The 18,819-nt window shown below is 71.1% G+C and carries 15 protein-coding genes; 14 read left to right on the top strand and 1 reads right to left on the bottom strand.

Annotation, left to right across the window (positions count from 1 at the left end):
- Positions 1 to 7 precede the first annotated feature (7 nt).
- From cobM to WME79_RS01165, 6 genes are read left to right on the top strand one after another with little or no spacing between them, the layout of a single operon-like run.
- Entirely contained in the window at positions 8 to 802 is a 795-nt protein-coding gene (gene cobM, locus WME79_RS01190; protein ID WP_437531130.1) for a precorrin-4 C(11)-methyltransferase, read from the top strand.
- Positions 799 to 1,371 carry a cob(I)yrinic acid a,c-diamide adenosyltransferase gene (gene cobO / locus WME79_RS01185; RefSeq protein WP_437531128.1) on the top strand — a complete coding sequence of 191 codons (573 nt, stop codon included), beginning with the start codon at positions 799 to 801 and terminating at the stop codon, positions 1,369 to 1,371. Before cobM ends, cobO begins: the two co-directional genes overlap by 4 nt.
- A complete protein-coding gene (locus WME79_RS01180) occupies positions 1,371 to 2,843 on the top strand; it encodes a cobyrinate a,c-diamide synthase (RefSeq protein WP_437531126.1) in 1,473 nt (490 codons plus the stop codon). The genes cobO and WME79_RS01180 overlap by 1 nt, the downstream gene beginning before the upstream one ends.
- Entirely contained in the window at positions 2,840 to 3,430 is a 591-nt protein-coding gene (cobU, locus tag WME79_RS01175) for a bifunctional adenosylcobinamide kinase/adenosylcobinamide-phosphate guanylyltransferase (RefSeq protein WP_437531124.1), read from the top strand. The genes WME79_RS01180 and cobU overlap by 4 nt, the downstream gene beginning before the upstream one ends.
- Entirely contained in the window at positions 3,427 to 4,365 is a 939-nt protein-coding gene (gene cbiB, locus WME79_RS01170) for an adenosylcobinamide-phosphate synthase CbiB (protein ID WP_437531122.1), read from the top strand. Before cobU ends, cbiB begins: the two co-directional genes overlap by 4 nt.
- Positions 4,362 to 5,924, top strand: a complete 1,563-nt coding sequence (locus WME79_RS01165; protein WP_437531120.1) for a cobyric acid synthase — start codon at positions 4,362 to 4,364, stop codon at positions 5,922 to 5,924. Before cbiB ends, WME79_RS01165 begins: the two co-directional genes overlap by 4 nt.
- A gap of 31 nt (positions 5,925 to 5,955) precedes the next feature.
- Here WME79_RS01165 and WME79_RS01160 read toward each other — a convergent pair whose 3' ends face one another.
- The gene (locus tag WME79_RS01160; protein WP_437531118.1) at positions 5,956 to 6,618 is read right to left on the bottom strand and encodes a hypothetical protein; all 663 of its coding nucleotides are present in this window, start codon (positions 6,616 to 6,618) and stop codon (positions 5,956 to 5,958) included.
- 154 nt (positions 6,619 to 6,772) lie between these two features.
- On the opposite strand from WME79_RS01160, the gene WME79_RS01155 reads away from it, so the two are divergent.
- From WME79_RS01155 to tssK, 8 genes are all read left to right on the top strand, one after another.
- On the top strand, positions 6,773 to 8,956 hold the full coding sequence (locus WME79_RS01155) for a DUF362 domain-containing protein (protein ID WP_437531116.1): 2,184 nt from the start codon (positions 6,773 to 6,775) through the stop codon (positions 8,954 to 8,956).
- Between the two features lie 249 nt (positions 8,957 to 9,205).
- Positions 9,206 to 10,909 (top strand): AMP-binding protein, encoded by a 1,704-nt coding sequence (locus WME79_RS01150; RefSeq protein ID WP_437531114.1) that lies wholly within the window; start codon positions 9,206 to 9,208, stop codon positions 10,907 to 10,909.
- A gap of 146 nt (positions 10,910 to 11,055) precedes the next feature.
- Positions 11,056 to 11,445: a DUF4280 domain-containing protein gene (locus WME79_RS01145; protein WP_437297278.1), complete on the top strand. Its 390-nt coding sequence runs from the start codon at positions 11,056 to 11,058 to the stop codon at positions 11,443 to 11,445.
- A gap of 3 nt (positions 11,446 to 11,448) precedes the next feature.
- The gene (locus WME79_RS01140) at positions 11,449 to 12,444 is read left to right on the top strand and encodes a type VI secretion system protein IglI family protein (RefSeq protein ID WP_437531112.1); all 996 of its coding nucleotides are present in this window, start codon (positions 11,449 to 11,451) and stop codon (positions 12,442 to 12,444) included.
- A gap of 6 nt (positions 12,445 to 12,450) precedes the next feature.
- Entirely contained in the window at positions 12,451 to 13,341 is an 891-nt protein-coding gene (locus tag WME79_RS01135) for a hypothetical protein (RefSeq protein WP_437531110.1), read from the top strand.
- 139 nt (positions 13,342 to 13,480) lie between these two features.
- Positions 13,481 to 16,771: a type VI secretion system contractile sheath large subunit gene (gene tssC, locus WME79_RS01130; RefSeq protein ID WP_437531108.1), complete on the top strand. Its 3,291-nt coding sequence runs from the start codon at positions 13,481 to 13,483 to the stop codon at positions 16,769 to 16,771.
- A 33-nt stretch (positions 16,772 to 16,804) separates the two neighbouring features.
- Positions 16,805 to 17,374, top strand: a complete 570-nt coding sequence (locus WME79_RS01125) for a hypothetical protein (protein WP_437531107.1) — start codon at positions 16,805 to 16,807, stop codon at positions 17,372 to 17,374.
- Positions 17,375 to 17,385: 11 nt separating this feature from the next.
- Positions 17,386 to 18,789, top strand: coding sequence for a type VI secretion system baseplate subunit TssK (gene tssK / locus WME79_RS01120; protein ID WP_437531105.1), 1,404 nt, complete (start codon positions 17,386 to 17,388; stop codon positions 18,787 to 18,789).
- The last annotated feature ends 30 nt before the right edge of the window (positions 18,790 to 18,819 follow it).

The following is an 18,819-nucleotide window of genomic DNA, read 5'->3' as shown; positions in this document are numbered from 1 at the left end:
AACCCCCATGCGCGTCTACATCATCGGCGCGGGCCCGGGCGATCCCGGGCTCATCACGGTGCGCGGCGCCGAGCTCGTCGCTCGCTGCCCGGTCGTCATGTACACGGGCTCGCTCGTCCCCAAGGAGATCGTGGCCTCCGCGCGGCCGGACGCCCGGGTCATCGACTCCTCCGGCATGACCCTCGACCAGATCGAGGAGGTCTTCGTCGAGGCCAGGGACGCAGGGCACGACGTGGCGCGCGTCCACACAGGCGATCCCGTCCTCTTCGGGTCGACGGCCGAGCAGATGCGCCGGATGGATGCGCTCGGGATCCCGTACGAAATTATCCCCGGCGTCTCGTCCTTCACCGCGGCGGCCGCGGCGCTCGGGCGCGAGCTCACGCTGCCCGAGCTCTCGCAGACCGTCATCCTGACGCGCGCCGAGGGGCGCACGCCGGTGCCGCCCGCCGAGCGGCTCGAGGAGCTCGCCCGCCACCAGGCGACCCTGTGCCTGTTCCTGAGCATCACCCTGCTCAAGGACGTGACCGCGGCGCTCATCCCGGCCTACGGCGCCGATTGCCCCGTCGCTGTCGTGCACAAGGCGAGCTGCCCCGATCAGAAGATCGTGAGAGGCACGCTCGCCGACATCCGCGAGAAGGTGCGGGCCGAGGGCATCAAGACCCAGTCGATGATCCTGGTCGGCCGGGTGCTCACCTCCACGGATTTCGCCGACTCGCGGCTCTATGATCCGGAGTTCAGCCACCGCTTCCGCAAGGCCGAGAAGAAGCTCCTCGTCCCTGGCACGACCGAGGAGGGCTCGTGAGCGCGGACGAGAGCGCCGGGACGGGCACGACGGCCACCGCGGCGACCGCCGGTCGACGAGGGCTCGTCATCGTCTATACGGGCCACGGCAAGGGCAAGACGACGGCCGCGCTCGGGATGGTGTTCCGCGCGCTGGGCCGGGGCATGCGCGTCGCGGTCGTGCAGTTCATCAAGGGGAAGTGGAAGACCGGAGAGCGGCTGTTCGCCGAGACGCTCCCCAACCTGACCTTCCTCGTCATGGGGCGCGGCTTCACCTGGGAGAGCGACGACCTCTCGCGCGACAAGGCGGCGGCGCGCGCGGCCTTCCAGGAGGCCGCGGCGCTCATCGCGGGCGGCGAGCAGGACATCGTGGTGCTCGATGAGATCACGTATGCGCTCCATTACGGCTTCATCGCCGAGGACGAGCTGCTCGCGGCGCTGCGCGCGAGGCCCCCGCACGTGCACGTCGTGATCACCGGCAGGAACGCGCCCGACGCGCTCCTCGCGCTCGCCGACCTGGTGACGGAGATGAAATCGGTGAAGCACCCGTTCGAGCAGGGGCAAAAGGCCCAGATCGGAGTCGATTTCTGATGTCCCGGGCCATCCCCCGGCTCGTCGTCGCCGGCACGGCGAGCGGCGTCGGCAAGACGACCGCCACGGTGGCGATCGCGCGCGCGCTCCGCACCCGCGGCCTCAAGGTCGCGCTGTTCAAGTGCGGCCCCGACTACCTGGATCCGACGTACCACGCCCGCGCCGTGGCCGGGACGTCGCACAACCTCGACGGCTGGATGATGGGCCGGGACGCGGTCCTGTCGACGTTCGCGGCGGAGGCCGCCGGCGCCGACGTCGCGCTGATCGAGGGCGTGATGGGGCTGTTCGACGGGGCGAGCCCGACAGGGGAGGAGGGCTCGACCGCCGAGATCGCGAAGTGGCTCGAGGCGCCGGTCGCGCTCGTGGTCGACGCGTCCGGGATGGCCCGCAGCGTCGCGGCGCTCGTCCAGGGCTTCGCGGGCTTCGATCCGGCGCTGCGCGTCGCCGCTGTCGTGTGCAACCAGGTCGGCAGCCGCGGCCACCTCGACATCCTCCGGCAGGCGCAGGCGCAGGTGAACCGGTCGCTGCCGGTCCTCGGCGGCCTGCCGCGGGACGAGGCGCAGCGCTTCCCCGAGCGCCACCTCGGCCTGCGCACGGCCGACGAAGCCGCGCTCCCCGAGGAGCGCCTCGACCACTGGGGCGCCCAGGCCGAGGCGTGGATCGGGCTCGATGCGCTGCTCGAGATCGCGCGCGGCGCGCCGCCCTTGCCGGCGGCCGACGCGGCCGCGACGCCCTCTGCCGCCGCCGGCGCGCAGCGCGGCCGGGCGCGCATCGGCGTGGCGTTCGACGAGGCCTTCCACTTCTACTACGCGGACAACCTGCGACGCCTCGAGGCCGCCGGGGCCGAGCTCGTGCGGTTCTCGCCGATCCGCGACGCGCGCTTGCCCGACGTCGACGCGCTCTACCTCGGGGGCGGTTACCCCGAGGTGCACGCGGAGCGCCTGGCCGCAAACGCCGCGCTTCGCGACGAGATCCGCGCGTTCGCCGCCCGTGGGGGCCCGATCTACGCCGAGTGCGGCGGGCTCATGTACCTGACCGAGGCGATCCGCACGCTGGACGGGCGCGCGCACCCCATGGTCGGGCTCGTGCCCGCGGAGGCCGTGATGTGCGAGAAGCTGCAGGCGCTCGGGTACGTGGAGGTCGAGACGCAGGCGCGCACGATCCTGGGCGGCGCCGGGCTCCGCTTCCGCGGGCACCAGTTCCGCTATTCCGAGCTCCGCCCGTCGCAGCGCGCGGCGCCGCCGACCGAGCCGCCGCCCGCACAGGCGCCGTCGCCGCCCGAGCAAGCGCCCTTGCCGATCGAGCACGCCTACTCCGTGCGGCGCCGGCGCGGCGGCCAGGTCTCGCGCGAGGGGTACCGGGCAGGGAGCGTCCTTGCCTCGTACGTGCACGCGCACTGGGCCTCGAACCCGCTCGTCCCCGAGGGGCTCGTCGCGAGCGCCGCCGCGCACCGGCAGGAGCGCGCGCGATGACCGGCCCGGGCACGGCGCCGCGCCGGGTCGCGCTCATCGGCGGCGGCGTGCGCTCCGGCAAGAGCGCGTTCGCGCTCTCCCTCGCGCGCTCGCTCGGCGAGCGCCGCGCCTTCATCGCGACGGCCGAGCCGTTCGACGACGAGATGCGGGCGCGCATCGACGCGCACGTCCGCGAGCGAGGCGGCGCGTTCCTCACCGTGGAAGAGCCGATCGCGCTCCCCGAGCGCATCGCCGCGCTCTCCGGCGTCGATGTCGTCGTCGTCGACTGCCTCACGCTCTGGCTCTCGAACCTGCTGCTCCGCGACGAGACCGAGGGCCGCGCGCTCGGGCCCATCGAGGAGCGCATCGAGGCGCTCGCCGCAGCGGTCGAGTCGGCGACGCCGCACGTCGTCCTCGTCTCGAACGAGGTCGGCATGGGCGTGGTCCCGGAGAGCCGGCTCGGCCGGGCGTTCCGCGACCTCGCGGGGCGCGCGCACCAGCGGCTCGGCCGCTCGGCCAGCGAGCTCTACATGGCGGCGATGGGCGCGATCCTGCGCCTGCGCCCCGGCCCGGTCGCGCTCGTCGGCGGCGGCGAGGACGAGCGATGACGGCCGCCGCCGCGCTGATCGTCGCGGTCGCGTTCGACCTCGCCTGCGGCGAGCCCCCCGCCGCCATCCACCCCGTCGTGTGGATGGGCTCCGCGATCCAGGCCTTGAAGCGCGCCGCGCCCACACGCAGCCGCGCCGCAGAGCTCCTCTGGGGCGCGCTCATGGCCCTCGCCGTCCCCTGCCTCTTCGCGGCGCTGGGCGCCGGCGTCGCGGCCCTGCTCGCCCCGCACCCCGTCCTCGCGCTCGCTTTGTCAGGTCTCTTGCTGAAGCCCACCTTCGCGCTCCGCGCGCTCCGCGACGCGGCCTTCGGCGTGCGCGACGCCCTCGAAGCGGGCGATCTCCCCGCGGCCCGCGGCGCGCTGCGCAGCCTCTGCAGCCGCGACCCGTCGGAGCTCGACGAGCCCGCGCTCGTCGCCGCGTCGGTCGAGTCGGTCGCGGAGAACGCGTCGGACAGCTTCGTCGCGCCGCTCTTCTATTTCGCCCTCTTCGGGCTCCCGGGCGCGCTCTTCTACCGCGCGGTGAACACGCTCGACGCGATGATCGGCTACCACGGCCGCTACGAGTACCTGGGCAAGGCGTCGGCGCGGCTCGACGACGCGCTGAACTTCGTGCCGGCGCGGCTCACCGCGCTCCTCCTGCTCGCCGCTGGGTGGCTCCGCGGCGCCGACGCGCGGCGCGGCCTCGCCGTGCTCCTGCGCGACGGCGGCCTCACCGAGAGCCCGAACGCCGGCCGGCCCATGGCGGCGATGGCCGGGCTGCTCCGGGTCGAGCTCGAGAAGCGCGGCCACTACCGCCTCGGCGACCCCGTGGAGCCGCTCCGGCGGGGGCTCATCGACGAGGCCTGCCGGATCGTGGTGCTCGCGGCGCTGCTCTTCGCCGGGCTCGCGGCGGCCCTCCTGGCGGCGGCTTCCTTTGGACAGGAGCTCTTCCGATGACGGCGCTCACGGTGATGGTTCAGGGCACGGCGTCCTCGGTCGGCAAGAGCCTCCTCTGCACGGCGCTCTGCCGCATGTTCCAGCGGCGGGGCCTCCGGGTCGCGCCGTTCAAGTCGCAGAACATGGCGCTGAACTCGTTCGCGACCCTGGACGGGGGCGAGATCGGCCGCGCGCAGGCGGTGCAGGCCGAGGCGGCGCGCGTCGCGCCGACGGTCGACATGAACCCGGTGCTGCTCAAGCCCGAGGGGGACTCCCGCTCTCAGGTGATCGTGCTCGGCAAGCCGATCGGCAGCCTGCACGCGCGCGACTACTTCGCGTACCGGGGAGAGCTCAAGGACATCATCGCCCGCTCGCTCGGGCGGCTGCGCGAGGCGCACGACGTCGTGGTGATCGAGGGGGCGGGCAGCCCCGCGGAGATCAACCTGAAGGACCGCGACATCGTGAACATGCACGTCGCGCGCGTCGCCGACGCGCCGGTGCTCCTCGCCGGCGACATCGACCGAGGCGGCGTGTTCGCGGCGCTGGTCGGGACGATGGCGCTGCTCGAGCCCGACGAGCGCGCGCGCGTGGCCGCGTTCGTGATCAACAAGTTCCGCGGCGACCTCAAGCTGCTGGAGCCGGGGCTCGACATGCTGACGGCGCGGACGAACGTCCCGGTGCTCGGCGTGGTGCCTTATCTGAAGCAGCTGCGCATCGCGGACGAGGACTCGGTGTCGCTGGAGGGCCGGCGGCACCGGGCGCCGGCGGGCCCGGGAGAGCTCGACATCGCGGTGGTCCGGCTGCCGCGGATATCGAATTACGACGACGTGGAGCCGCTGGAGCACGAGCCCGGCGTGGTGGTGCGGTTCATCGAGCGGCCGGACGAGATCGGCAATGCAGACCTCGTGGTGCTCCCCGGGACGAAGAGCACGATGGCCGATCTCGCGTGGCTGCGCGCGAGCGGCCTCGCGGAGGCGGTCGCGGCGCGCGCCCGGCAGGGCGGCTCGACGCTCGGGATCTGCGGCGGCTGCCAGATGCTCGGCGGGGCGATCGAGGATCCGGAAGGCGTCGAGTCGGCCGAGCCCTCGGCGCGGGGGCTGGGGCTGCTCGAGGTGTGGACGCGGTTCGAGCGGACCAAGACGGTGGCGCAGGTGCGGGCGCGGCTCGCGGGCGGCTCGTTCCTGGGGGCGGCGGGCGGGGCGAGCGCGGGAGAGGCCGAGAGCGAGGGCGCGGGAGAGCTGACCGGCTACGAGATCCACATGGGCCGTGTGGAGCGGGTGGGCGGCGCGACCGCGGCGTTCGCGATCGGGTCGAGGGGCGGCAAGGCCGAGTCGGCGCTCGACGGGGCCGTGTCAGCGGACGGCGCCGTGGTCGGCACGATGATCCACGGGATCTTCGAGAACGACGGACTCCGGCGGTCGCTCCTCGCGGCGTTGCGCGAGCGGAGGGGGCTCCCCAGGGCCGCGAGCGAGCCGGCGATACCGAGCCGGCACGAAGAGTACGACCGGCTCGCCACGGCGGTCGAGGAGAGCCTCGACCGGGCGCTGCTCGACCGCATCGTGGGGCTCGACCGGCGCTGAGCGGCGCCCGGAAGACCGGGCCCGCCGCGGCTCACTCCTTCGTGAACCTCACGTAGTGCTTGATGGTCCCCGAGGCGTCCGCTCCCGTCGATATCGGGAAGCCCATCGTGAGCGAGGATCCCTGGGCGCAGAACGGGTTCTCCTCGGGCTCTTCGCCCTCGGACTCGAGGGTCAACGTGGAGCCGGAGACCGACCAGGTGCCCGTCGTCGTCGACGTGCTCGGCGCGAAGACCAGCGTACACGCGCAGCCGGTGCCCGCAGAGGCACACTGAGCCGACGTGAACGGCGAGTCGCCCTCAGCCGCTTGCTGCTGCAGCACGTCGTTGAGCTGCGCGCACGTGACCGTGGTGTCCTCGACCGTGAGACACGCCGGGGGGTACACCACCCTCAGCGGCCCTTGCAGCGTGCCGGTCGTGACATAGGTGTTATCGGCCCGGAACTCGGCGCGCCCGCTCATATCGAAGTCGCTGAGGTCGATCTCCGCGTCACAGCCCTCGAAGAGCCCCTCGAACATCGAGGAATCGAGGCACGTCTCATCGATCGTCCACGAACCTGTCGGATCGCCGCCGCACGCCGCGACCTCTCCGCACGAGGCGCCTCCGCCATCGCTGTTTCCGCCGTCATCGCCGCACGCGGACAGCGCCAGCAGGGACGTCACGATCACAGCCGAGAACACACGAGAAGCGGATTTCATCCTGTCCTCCCTTCGTAAGAATCGCCACTGGAAGTAAATTCCACGCCAACAGGGCCACACACCCGTTCATTCCGCGACTGCACTGGAATACGTGAGCTGCATCAAAATTCTTCCTTCTCGCCGCCGTCGTTTCGCCCCATCGTGCTCCGCGAGCATGAACACGACACGGGCGATGCACGGCCGCCGGAAGCGGCGTTCTTCCCTCGCGATCGCGGCGCTCCCGGCGCTGCTCGCCGTCCTCGCGGGCTGCGGGGACCGGCGGCGGGAGCCAGGCGGGCCGCCCGGCGACGGCGGGCCCGCGGCCGAGGCGCCGCCGCCCGACGCGGCGGCGTCCTCGCCGGCGCCGGCGCCAACGGCCTCCTCGTTCGCCGCCGCCTCCGCGCACCCGGCCGTCCCGACCGCGGTGCCGAGCGCGTCGAGCGACGTGGTCGCGGGCGCGTCGCAGCGCTACGAGGCCGGGCCCTCGGTGATCGCGTCGGACAGCATCGACGGCGCCGCCCTCAGGAAGCGGCACGTCGAGCGCATCAAGGCCGACGACTCGGCCGTGACCGTGCTCCGCGGCCAGGGTCCCCTGGAGCTCGGCAAGCGCATCTGCGAGGCGGTGGTGCCGAGGCGCCCCGCGGCGACTCCCGTGCTCCTCAAGCCGAACATCTGCGGGTTCGACAGCGTGAAGGACCCGGCGAAGTCCAAGGGCGACGACGGCGTGACCGGCCGGATCACCCAGCCGGAGTTCGTGCGAGGCGTCGTCCAGTGCCTCAAGGCGCGCGGACACACGAAGATCACGATCGCGGAGGGCTGCGGCCACTCACACAAGTTCTGGAAGGACATCGCGCAGCGCACCGGCTATGAGGCGATGGCCGCGGAGGAGGGCGCCGCGCTCGTCGCGATGGACGACGACGGGGTCTACGACGTCGCCGGGGACAAGCCCGGAAAGCCCCTCGCCATCCGCGGCATCCAGGCGACCCACGTCCCGACGCTGCTCATGCCGAAGGTGCTGGCCGAGCACCTCGACCACGGGCTCTTCCTGTCGCTCCCCCGGCTCAAGATGCACCGGTACGCGGTCATCTCTGTCGGTATCAAGGGCATGCAGGGCACGGTCATGCTGTCGGACAGCGCGCCTGCCTACAAGCAGAAGTGGAGGATGCACAGGGAGCTCAAGGAGTACCTGGACACGAAGTCCGCTGGCCAGGAGGACAGAGCTCTTTACTTGTCGTCGCTCCGCGTCTTCGCCGAGCGGATGGTCGACGTGCTCGAAATATCGGCGCCGGACGCGGTGCTCGGCGACGGTGCGCCGGCGATGGGCGGAGACGGCTTCCAGGTCCTGCACCCCACGGCGGAGATGGTGGCCATCGGCGGCACGAACCCGGTGCGGGTCGACCGCGTGGCGGCGGAGCTCCTCGGCGTGTGGAACAGCCCCGCGCTCGCGCGCGAGCTCGGCGGCCACAGGACCTCGCCGCTCATCGACGCCGCGGCGAAGCGCTTCGGGCTGGATCTCAAGGCGACGGCGATCACGGGAGATGGGGCAGAGCTCCTGAAGAGCCCAAGGCCCGTCCACTACAAGGCGATGGCGCCCTTCCGGCTCGACTGGGAGCCCGGACAGGCGCCCTTGCCCGGCGGGCCCGCGAAGGGGCTCGATCCCGCGCCGCCGGCCTCGCAGAAGGCGCCCGGCGGTGAGCAGGGCGGCGGATCCGACGGAGGCCCCGCCAAGCCGGAGGCGCACGCGTCGCCGCTGCCGCCGGGAGAGCAGGTCGTGCTCGACGGGAAGGCCGACGACGCGGCATGGAGCCGCGCGAAGGCCGTGCAGTGGGAGACCGACTATGCCGGCAAGCGCACCGGGGTCGCCACGCGGGCGCGCTTCCTCTGGTCGAAACAGGGGCTCCACGCGCTCTTCGAGCTCTCGAGCGCGGGGCTCAACACGGATCGCTCGAAGCCCGTCGGCGCGGAGAGGAAGGGGCTTTACAAAGAGGATTGCATCGAGCTCTTCCTGACGCCGGCCCCGAGCGCGCCAAGGCGGTATTTCGAGGTGGAGATCGGCCCGTTCGGCCATTTCTTCGATATCGCGATCGACCGCGACGCGCGCCAGGAAGACACGGCGTGGTCGAGCGGCGCGACGATCGCGACGAGCCAGGACGCGCGGGCGCGCACGGCCGTCATCGAGGCGCTGCTGGCGGCGCCGGGGATCGTGGGCGCGCTCGCCCCGAACGCGCGGCTGCCCATGAACCTGTACCGGATGGAGGGCAAGGATCCGCGGCAGTACCTCGCGTGGAGCCCGCCCCGCACGAGCAAGCCGAACTTCCATGTCCCCGAGGCGTTTGGAACGCTCGTGATCGATCCCTGAGCCGGACACGCGCTGGTTCCGCCCGTCAGAGGTCCGGCCAGGGATGCTCGCGAGAGATTTCAACGCAAAGGCGCAAAGGCGCAAAGGCGCAAAAAAGAACAAATTCTGTCCATTTTTTGCATTTTTGCGTCTTTGCGCTCTTGGCGTCTTTGCGTCAAAATCTCTCTTCGTTCGCGAGATAGATCCGTGGCGGGATTCCTGACACGCGGAACCAGAGCGATCGCTGTTCACGGGAGAAGCTCCGCGGATTTGACCCGACAGCGCCTCCTCGGTTACGAGCGCGGGATGCCGATCGATCTCGCCGCCCTGCTCCGCTCGGTCGAGCTGCGCCGCGAGGACGAGAGCCCGGATCCCGGGCCGCTCTCGGCCACGTGGGAAGACCCCGCGGCGTTCCGGCGCGCCCTCTTCGCCTTCGCCGCGGAGCGGACTGGCACGCTCAAGAGCCGCGCTGGAACAGCCTATGACGTCTACGCCGACGCCGTGCTGCGACACGCCGCCTCGGACAGGATCGCCTTCGTCGAGGTGCCGAGTCGAGGGGTCCCGGCGCGGCTCCGCTTCTCCGAGCTCCACGCGCGGGCCTCCGCGCTCGCCGCGGCGTGGACGCCCCTCGGCGTCAAGCCCGGCGCCGCGATCGCGATCGTCCTCCCGCCCGGCGTGACCGGCGTCGTGGCGCTCGCCGCCGCGCTGTACGCCGGCGCGTGCGCCTCCTGGATAACGCCCAAGGGCGATCTCGCGCTCGCAGCCGCCATGGAGGCCCTCGCGCCGGCCCACGTCGTGCTCGATCCGAAGGCGCCCGCGAAGGTGGGCGAGAAGCTCGCGAAGAAGGCGCTCCCGGTCGCGGCCCCTCCGCGCGCCCCAGGCGTGGGCCCGCACGCCTACGCCCCGAAGGAGCCGTGCCTCGGCGCGCTCTCCCCCCTCCGCGCGCCGTTCGGGACAGCCACCCTCGTCCCCGCGGAGACGGTGGTCTCCAGCGCCCTCTCGGACGCGATGCTGGTCCATCGCCTCGCGCCAGGAGAGCGGCTGTCAGCGCCGGGGTTCCACCACGAACAGGCCTTCTTGCCCATGGTGCTGTCAGCGTGGCTCGCGGGCGCGGCGTATGTGTCTGTCCCGCTCGCCACCTTCCAGTCGACCCCCGCCGTCCTCGACGCGGAGGGCGTCAACGTGCTCGGCCTCTCTGCGTCCGCCACCGCGGCGCTCCGCGCCTCGCCCCGCGCGTGGCCGGGCTCGCTCAAGGCGCTGTTCCGCGACGTGGGGGAGCCGCTCGACTGGATGGAGACGCGCGCCGCGCTCGCCGGAAATAACCTCGGCAAGCTGCCCCTCTCCAACCTGCTGATCGACACGGCCGCCGGGGGCACCGTGCTGTTCTCGGCGCGGCGCCCTCAGGGGATCAACGCCAAGACGCTGCCTTCCCCCGGGGTGCCGTGGGACCTCTTCGATCCCGCCACGAAGAAGCCCACGACCGGCGACGCCGGCCTGTTCGTGCGGCGCGGCGACAAGCCGGACAAGGACGGGTATTTCCTGCTCGCCCGCGTCGCGTCGGAGTACCTGTGGGGCAGCACGCTCACCCCTCGGAGGTCAGCGCGGGTGTTTCCGGGAGAGGCCTTGTCGCTCGCGGTGAGCGAGCTGCCCTTCTGCGAGGGCGCGGCCGTGGTGCCCTTGCCGGGCGCGGCCGCGCGCGGCGACACGCGGTTCGTGCTGTGCGTGTTCATCGGCGCACGGCAGAACGACCCGAGCTTCACCGACGCGATCGACAAACTCGTCCGCGAGCGCCTCGGGCCAGACTACACCCCGGACGCGGTGGAGCTCTTCCCGCTGTACGGACGCGGGAAAGGCAAGAAGGTCGACCCGGAGTGGTGCGCCTCCAACTACCGCGCCGGCCGCCTCCACGCGCGCGCCGCGAACCCGGGAGTCGCCGCGCTCGTGGAGCTGCGGCGGCGGCTCACGCCGGCATGACGCCGCCGGACGAGGCGTCGCGACCACGGCGTCCCCTCGCCCGCAGACCAGAAGTCGAGGGTCGCCAGGTTCTGGACCGTCAGCGAAAACTTCACCTCTCCGCCGCCCCCGGGCATGCTCGCGCTCCTGCGAGAGGAGCGCTTTCCATGTCCGGTCCCCAGGTCGTCGCCGGCGCGACCATGATGTGCAGCTTCGGGCTCGCCCCCTCGACGCTCGCCGTGCTCCCCGTGAAGGGCGTGCTCTCGAGCGCGCCCTCCGCGAACATCGCCGACATGGCGGCGATCGCGACCATCCCCCCGTTCGGCGCCTGCACCTCGCTCGCCAATCCCACCGTCGCCTCGGCCACCGCGGCCGCGCTGGGCGTGCTCACGCCCATGCCATGCGTGCCGGTCCCGGCCGGGACGTGGCTGCCGGGCAACACCAAGGTGATGATCAAAGGGCCGCCGGCCACCGACGTCTCCTGCAAGCTCATGTGCTCCTGGGGCGGGGTGATCCAGGTGCTCAATCCGGGGCAATTCAAGGTGATGGACGTCTGAGGCATGCTCGATCCCGCGCTCCCCGACAAGGCGCTCTCAGGCGGCGGAAAGGACGCCGAGGACGGCCGCCTGCCCGCGCTCGAGAGCGCCATCGCGAACGACCCGATCGGCGGCGCGGATCTGGCCAGGAGCGCCCTCGAAAAAGGGGTAACCGACGTGCGCGTCATCACCGCGTATGCGCTCGGCCTGTTCGCGGAGCAAGGGCCCCCGGCGCTCGCGCCGATCTTCACCTCCCTCCGGAAGGCCGTCACCGAGAGGTGGAGCGCGCTGCGCCCCGCGGAGCGCAAGGAGCGGACGGTCGATGGGGCGTATTCGACGCTCTTCCGGACGCTCGTCCAGCACATCGACGTCCACGAGAGGATGAAGGACGCGACCTTCAAGCAGTGGAGCCGCGCCGATCACGACGCCGTCGGCGGCCCCGCGCTCCTCGCCTCGGCCGCGCTGCGAGAGGCCATCACCCAGGTGCTCCCGGCGCCGCGCTCGACGGACGCGCTCTCCGAGCTGGAGGCGCGCGTGAGGACACACTTCGATAAGATCGCCGCGCCCGCCAGGCCGGCCCCCCGGCCCGAGCCCGCGCCCGAGCCGCCGGCCCACGTCGCGCCCGAAGCCCCGGAGGCTCCCGAGGACGACCCAGCTCCCGTCTCGGAGACAGTACCCGCCCGTGTCGCTCCCGCGCGCGCGCCGGACACCTCTGCTCCTGCGGGCACGCTGCGCATCTCGCCGGCGTTCGCGCACCTCCTCCGGAAGCTCGACGCCTTCAGCACGCTGGTCGAGAGCGGGCAATATCCGAAGGCGGCGGTCATCGCCGACGACCTCCGTCGCACCCTCAAGAGCTTCGATCCCAAGGTGTTCTTCCCCGACGTCTTCGTGCCCTATTTCCAGGCGCTCTCCTCGCACATCGACGAGATCGCGCCCTGCTGGGAAGAGATGGGCAGCCCGCGGTGGGAGGCGCTGGAGCAGCTCTACCAGGTGGATCTGGACGCCTTCGTGGACGGGTGACCGGCGGTGGCCGCGCCCGAATTGCCCGCCTCCTCCGGCCCGCCGGACGCGCCCCCCGCGGGAGAGCTGGAGTCGGCGCTCGTGAAGCACGCGCGGCGATTCGAGCCGTGGGCGCTCTACCGGCTCGTTCAGCGCCTCTTTCCGGGCCGCCCCATCCACCTCCGGGGCCGCTCGTCCGCCGCGCCGCAGCCCTCGGCCGTGGACTCCATCGGGTTCGGCCCCGCCGGAGTGACCATCACGCTGAACCTGGGTCTCCGGTCGGCCACGTCGGCGCTCCCGTCGTATTTCCGGGAGCTGGAGGCCGATCCGCTGCTCGGGCCGCCCCTCTTCACGCTGATCGAGTGCATCGACGCGGCGCTCCTCCGCGACAGGCTCGAAGCCCTCGACCCCGGCTCGAGCGGCTGGCTCGCTCCGGCGGGGGGGTACCTCGGCGACAGGCTACGCCAGATCTCGCGGCTCGCGACACCCTCGGGGCTGCATTGGCTCTTTTCGCGGGCATTCCCCGAATTCCATGTCTCCGTCCGACGAGGGATGTTCAGCGAGAGCCTCGCCGCCATGGCGGCAGAGCTCGGGCGAGCGGCGCTCGGCTCGGCCATGCTCGGCGGCACCGTGCGCTCCCCGACGTGGGGGTTCGACGTCGTGCTCCACAAGACGTGGAACGACACGTGGATCGACAATGATTGGCCCGTCGAGGTGATGCGCCGGCTGGAAAACACGGTATGGAGCGGGCTCGACCCCACCGAGGCGCTCCTCCGCGTCTGGCTCGTCGATCCGGACGGGCGCGCGGCGCTCCGGCTCGGCGACGGCAGGGTGGGAGTGGAGCCCCTCGTCGTGGCCTCGCGGCCCGAGGTGCGCCTGATCTTCGAGGGTCGCGCGCCGCGCTCGCGCGGCGATTGAAGCGAGGGGCACCGGGGCTGCACCGCGCTTCTTTGGCCCTGGACGCTGGACCGTGAAATGCTTTCCGTATCGCGCTGGAAGGCGGTCAGGCTCGTGACGCCTGCTCCGCGGTGTGAGAGCCCGCGCCCAGGAGAAGATCGTGAGCAATCAATTTCCCTATCCTTTCCCAGAACGGTTCCGTTCCCGGCTGATGCTCCGCTACCGGACGCGCATCAGCGGGACGGAGGCGCAGAAGAAGCTGCCCTTCCGGCTGCTCGTGCTCGGCAACTTCACCGGGGACCACGCTCACGCCGAAGGTGAGTACGCAAACCGGGTCTCCAACCTCCCCTCCCTCTATGACAGGCCCATTCGCTCGTACGTCTTCGGCGTGCTGGGCGCCAGGGTGGACAAGTTCATGGGGGAGCTGCTCCCCTATGTGAAGCTCGAGCCGTGGCTCGCCACCGACCTGCCCGGGACCATCACGGGCCTCCAGCTCACTGGCGCTCTCCCGGCCAGCAAAGCGCCCGAGGGAACGCCCGAGAGCGTGCAAGTGAAGCTCTCCGGCACGGCGAGCTTCACGAGCACCGAGGACCAGAACGGCCTCTGCAAGGTGGCCGGCAAGCTCTCCTTCGGCGCCCAGGTCGAGCTCGTCGCTGACAGCCTGCCCACGATGATCGACGCGGGCCTCGGCGGCGGCGGCAAGGTGCGCGGCCTGTTCACGATCCCGGCGCGGGACGAGCCCGTCGGCGTCGTCGCGGGCGTGGTCGAGACGGTCGGCAAGGGCGAGAGGGCCTTCAGGACGAGGCTTTACGTCCAGAAATCCGAGCAGGACGACACCAAGGTCGTGGCCACGCCGATCACGATGGATCAGTGGGCAGGCCTGGTCCCGGACGAGCAGAAGGGCTTCACCGTGGACGCGACGGCGGCCGTCGATCGAGCGACTCAGCAGGTCACGGACGCGGGCGCGCAGAAGACCGCCACCGACGCCCTGACCGTCGATGCCCTGCCGGACGCCGTCAAGACCGCCCTCGGCGCCACGACGCTGCAAGACGCGAAGGACGCCGCCGACGCCTCGGTCAAGGCTGCGGCCGCGGCCAAGGGCGCCGCGGACACCGCGAAGACCGCCACCGATGCCTCGGCGACCAAGGTCACCGCGCTCGATGGCAAGAACGGCGCGGATCTGGACAAGGCCGCTGCCGACGCGGAGGCCGCGCTGCAGAAGGCCCGCGATCTGATCGATTTCGCGAAGTCGGCAGGCGGGGCCGCCACGGACGCCGCCAACGCCGCGAAGGCGGCCCACGACGCGCTCGCCGCCTTGATCGCCAAGGGGCAGAACGCCACCGCCACGGACGCCACCGACGCCAGGACCCAGGTCCGGAAGGACGTCGCCACCAGGGCCCAGACCAGCGCCGAGGGCGTGAAGACGTCGTCGGACGCGTTGAACGCCGCCCCCCTTTCGCCGATCCCGCCGGTCGTGCCGAACGGCAAGATCCCCTTGAACGCCGAGCGCGTCCTGCCGTTCGACTCCATCGCTGCGTTCAATCCGGACACCATCGCGTCGAACATCCCGGAGCTGAACCGCCTCGGGATCATCAGCGAGCTGGTCGGATCGCTCAAGAGCGAGCTGCGCAACGTGCCCGCGCTCCGCGACACGATGCGCGCCGCCCTGGAGAACGACACGTCAGGCCTCCTCGCCCTGCAGGCCGCTCTGCAGCCCGGCTACCAGCAGCTCGCCATCGTGAAGTCCGCGGCGCCCCCCGGCGCACCGGGCAACGGCTCGCCGGGCGCCCCGCCGGAGCTCCAGAGGGCGGTGCTCAGCGCGGTCGGCTCCTCCGTGGGAGAGACGGTCGACAAGAACGGGGCGCTGGCGCTCGTCAAGCTGCAGGGCCCGGCCCCCCAGAACGGCGCGCCCGTGCGCTACTCGAAGGTCGAGTTCCGCGATCACGACGTCACCGTGAGCGACGGCGCGAGGCTCATGAACGAGCTCGCCGCGCTCCTCCTCAACGTGGACATCGTGACGACCAAGCCGACCGGCCCTCTGGCGCCCGGCGCGAAGCTCAAGCTGTATTCCGGCAAGGGCGCCAACCTGAGCGAGCTCCTCGACGTCTGCTCGAAGCTCAGCGCCCAGGTGGATCGACAGCTCAGCGAATACCTGGACAAGATCTACCACGCCCCCGGGGTCCAGGAGCTGGAGCGGAACTGGAAGGGGCTCGAGGATCTCTGCCAGTACGTGCAGCAGGAGAACATCGTGATCGATTTCCTGGACGTCACGCGCGAGGAGCTGCGCAACGACTTCCTGGATCACGACTCCGACATCTTCTCCAGCGCGCTCTTCCGCAAGGTCTACATCGAGGAGTACGACCGGTACGGCGGGGAGCCGTTCGCGACCATGCTCGGCCTCTACGAGTTCGAGGACGTGCGGGGCGACGGCGCCGACATCAAGTGGCTGCGGACCATGTCGAAGATCGCGGCGTCCGCGCACTGCCCGTTCCTCGCCTCGGCGAACAGCAAGTTCATGGGCAAGGACTCGATGCAGGACGTGGCCGATCTGGCCGATCTCGACGCCGTCCTGTCCAACCCGAAGTACGGCAAATGGGACGCCTTCCGCGACGAGGACTACGCCGCCTACATCGGCCTGATCCTGCCGCGGTACCTCGTCCGGACGCCGTGGGGTTCGACGGGAGAGCCCGAGCTCGGCAACGAGATCGCCTATGAAGAGACGGTGCACCCCGAGCGGCCGGGCGACGAGAACAACTTCCTCTGGGGCAACCCCGTGGTGCTGTTCGGCAAGAACCTCATCCGCTCGTACGCGACGAGCGAGTGGGCGCAGCACATCCGCGGCCCGAAGGGCGGCGGCAGGGTGGACGGGCTCACCGTCTTCTCGTACACGCGCAAGGACGACGAGATCGTCTACGGCAAGAAGGCCATCGGGATCGACGGCAAGGAGGAGTTCCTCCCGCCCGTCGAGATCGTGATCCCCGATTACCGAGAGTACCAGTTCGCGAGGAACGGGCTCATCGCGCTCGTGCACAAGAAGGGCGAGGCGGTCGGCACGTTCTTCAGCGCCCAGTCCGTGAAGAAGGGCAGGAACTTCCTCGAGGACGTCGCGACGAAGAACTCCTTCCTCGTCACGAACCTCGCGTACACCTACTCGATCACGATCATCGCGCATTACGTCAAGGCGATGGTGCGCGACTACATCGGATCGACCGCGGACGGCGACTACATCCAGAAGTCGCTCGCCGAGTGGCTCTCCGGCTACGTCACCACCGTGACCAACCCGGACGATCTCACGCTCCGCTACTACCCCTTCAAGGCCACCTCGGTGACCGTCGAGCCGAAGCCCGGGCCGTTCGGCTGGTACAAGTCGGTCATCTCGGTCCTCCCGCACGTGCAGTTCGAGGGCATGGACGTCGAGCTGCGCCTCGAAGCCAGCCTGGGCGGCAAGTGATCCTGAAGCGATCCGAGGAAAGGACGAGCTGCCATGCCTGAATACAGAAGAAGTCTCGATATCTACCAGGGATATAACTACAAGAAGGACAAGCAGACCCCGGTCGGCTACCTGACCAAGATCAAGGTCGCCGGCACGGATCTCACGGTCGATCAGACCTGCAAGGACCCGACGAACCCCACCACGGATCTCAAGTGCGTGGCGGTGCTGAGCGGCGCCCTGTGGGAGACGGGCGTCACCGACGCGGTGTACCTCTCCGGCCAGGTCTCGGCGCCGAACCGGCAGACCCTCGCGAGCCTGATCATCAACAGCCTGACGAGCGTCGAGGTCGTGTACCAGTTCGCGGTGTACGACTACGACCCGGTCGCCAAGAAGTACTACCTCGCGTTCCACGCGAACCAGACCGACATGAACGGCCTGCTCGAGAAGCGCGGGGAGGACCTCAACGTCTCGGTCGCCGACGACGCCGCCACCGAGGTGCAGTCTCCGATCAACTACGCGTTCCAGATCGGGATCAAGCCGCAGCCCAGCGCGCAGACCCTCCACATCGCGACCGCCGATCAGAAGAACGTCGTCAAGTCCTGGGGCCTGGCCCTCGGCTGACGGGAGACGAGATGGAGAGCCTCGCCCGCGTCGACTGGCACCTCGGACAGATCCTCCGCCCGGAAGACTTCGAGTCTCTGGAGGAGTCCCTGTCCGAGGAGTTTCGCGCGCGGGCCGAGGCTCCCGGGCTCCCGGCGTACGGCTGGCTCGAGCTGGCGTGGGATCCCGGCGACCTCTCGCGCGGGATCCTGCGGCTCGAGAGGGCGACGGCCGCCATGCCCGGCGGGCCGATCGTCCGCTCCTCCGACAACCTCTCTCTCCCTGAGCCCGTGAAGCTCAAGGCCGCGGGCACGCCCGAGGTCGACGTCTACTTCCACGCGCTCCCCGCGGAGCCCACCGAGGGCCAGCGGGCGGGCGCCGTGGGGACTCCCCGCATCACCCTCCGCTCCGAGCTGTCGTTCAAGGAGGCGTCCGCGCGCGGCCGATCGCTCCACGTCGGGCGCTTCGAGACGCGCGACGGCAAGGCGTTCCACGTCGCTCCCGCCGTCGTCCCACCCCTCCTCCGGCTCCGATCGACTCCCCATCTCCACGCGCGCCTCGTCGGGCTGCGAGACCGGCTCACCCGGTACTCCGACGAGCTCCGCAAGCACGTGGCCCAGGCCCGAAGGTCGGCCGGCCCCACGCAGGCCTTCCTGCGCGGGCGCGCCGAGGTGATGAAGGCCGTCGCGCTCCTCGACGACGCGCTCCTCGACGCCCCGCAGGGCGCCGAGAGCCGCTCGCACGCGCGCCTGCACCCGCACACCGTGCTCGCGGCGCTGCGGTCGCTCCTCGTGGAGCTCCACCTCATCGAGGGCATGCTGCCCGACGGCCTCCTTCCGAGGTATGATCACGACAACCTCGGCGGCCTGTTCGGCGACTTGATCTACGCGATCGAGGCCCGGATCGACGGGCTGCCCCTCACGACGCCGACCATCCAGCTCATGGAGTCGGAGGGCCGCTTCGTGGCGCAGGACATCCCCGAGGACGTGCTCGACGCGCCGGAGATCTACCTGGTCATCGAGCGCCCGACGCCGTACGGCGAGATGCCCCTGGAGCGGTACAACGTGCGCCTCGGCGAGCCGAGCCGGCTGCCCTGGATCAATCAGCATTCCACGCGCGGGATCCGGCCCGCCCGGACGAGCGCCTCCCCCGCCGACTTCGGCGCTCGGTTCGACGTCTACGCGCTCCCGAAGCCCGACGGCAAGCAGCGGCAGCGGCTCGACGGGCACCGCGTGGACACGCAGCGCATGGAGCCGCACCGCGCGGACACGCAGCGCACGGAGCCGCACCGCGCGGACACGCAGCGCGTCGCCACGCTCGAAGAAGAGTGGAAGTACGTGCGTGCCAGCCGCTCCATCGGCTTCTGGCGCCCGAAGGAGCTGGAGGGCATCCGCGCCGCCCTCTACTGGACCTATCCGGCGAGCACGGCGCGCTGAGGGCGGACGATGGGCCTCCTGGGACGTCTG

The organism is Sorangium sp. So ce726, from assembly GCF_051521405.1.
GTDB lineage: Bacteria > Myxococcota_A > Polyangia > Polyangiales > Polyangiaceae > Sorangium.
Note: the sequence above shows the minus strand (reverse complement) of the source record. Positions and strands in the feature narration are given on the sequence as shown.

Bases quoted from the DNA above. Each gene is read 5' to 3' on its own strand.
- cobU (WP_437531124.1), top strand. From the start codon at position 2,840: ATGACCGGCCCGGGCACGGCGCCGCGCCGGGTCGCGCTCATCGGCGGC.
- cbiB (WP_437531122.1), top strand. From the start codon at position 3,427: ATGACGGCCGCCGCCGCGCTGATCGTCGCGGTCGCGTTCGACCTCGCC.
- WME79_RS01160 (WP_437531118.1), bottom strand. From the start codon at position 6,618: ATGAAATCCGCTTCTCGTGTGTTCTCGGCTGTGATCGTGACGTCCCTG.
- cobM (WP_437531130.1), top strand. From the start codon at position 8: ATGCGCGTCTACATCATCGGCGCGGGCCCGGGCGATCCCGGGCTCATC.
- WME79_RS01155 (WP_437531116.1), top strand. From the start codon at position 6,773: ATGAACACGACACGGGCGATGCACGGCCGCCGGAAGCGGCGTTCTTCC.
- WME79_RS01140 (WP_437531112.1), top strand. From the start codon at position 11,449: ATGCTCGATCCCGCGCTCCCCGACAAGGCGCTCTCAGGCGGCGGAAAG.
- WME79_RS01125 (WP_437531107.1), top strand. From the start codon at position 16,805: ATGCCTGAATACAGAAGAAGTCTCGATATCTACCAGGGATATAACTAC.
- WME79_RS01145 (WP_437297278.1), top strand. From the start codon at position 11,056: ATGTCCGGTCCCCAGGTCGTCGCCGGCGCGACCATGATGTGCAGCTTC.
- tssK (WP_437531105.1), top strand. From the start codon at position 17,386: ATGGAGAGCCTCGCCCGCGTCGACTGGCACCTCGGACAGATCCTCCGC.
- WME79_RS01180 (WP_437531126.1), top strand. From the start codon at position 1,371: ATGTCCCGGGCCATCCCCCGGCTCGTCGTCGCCGGCACGGCGAGCGGC.
- WME79_RS01165 (WP_437531120.1), top strand. From the start codon at position 4,362: ATGACGGCGCTCACGGTGATGGTTCAGGGCACGGCGTCCTCGGTCGGC.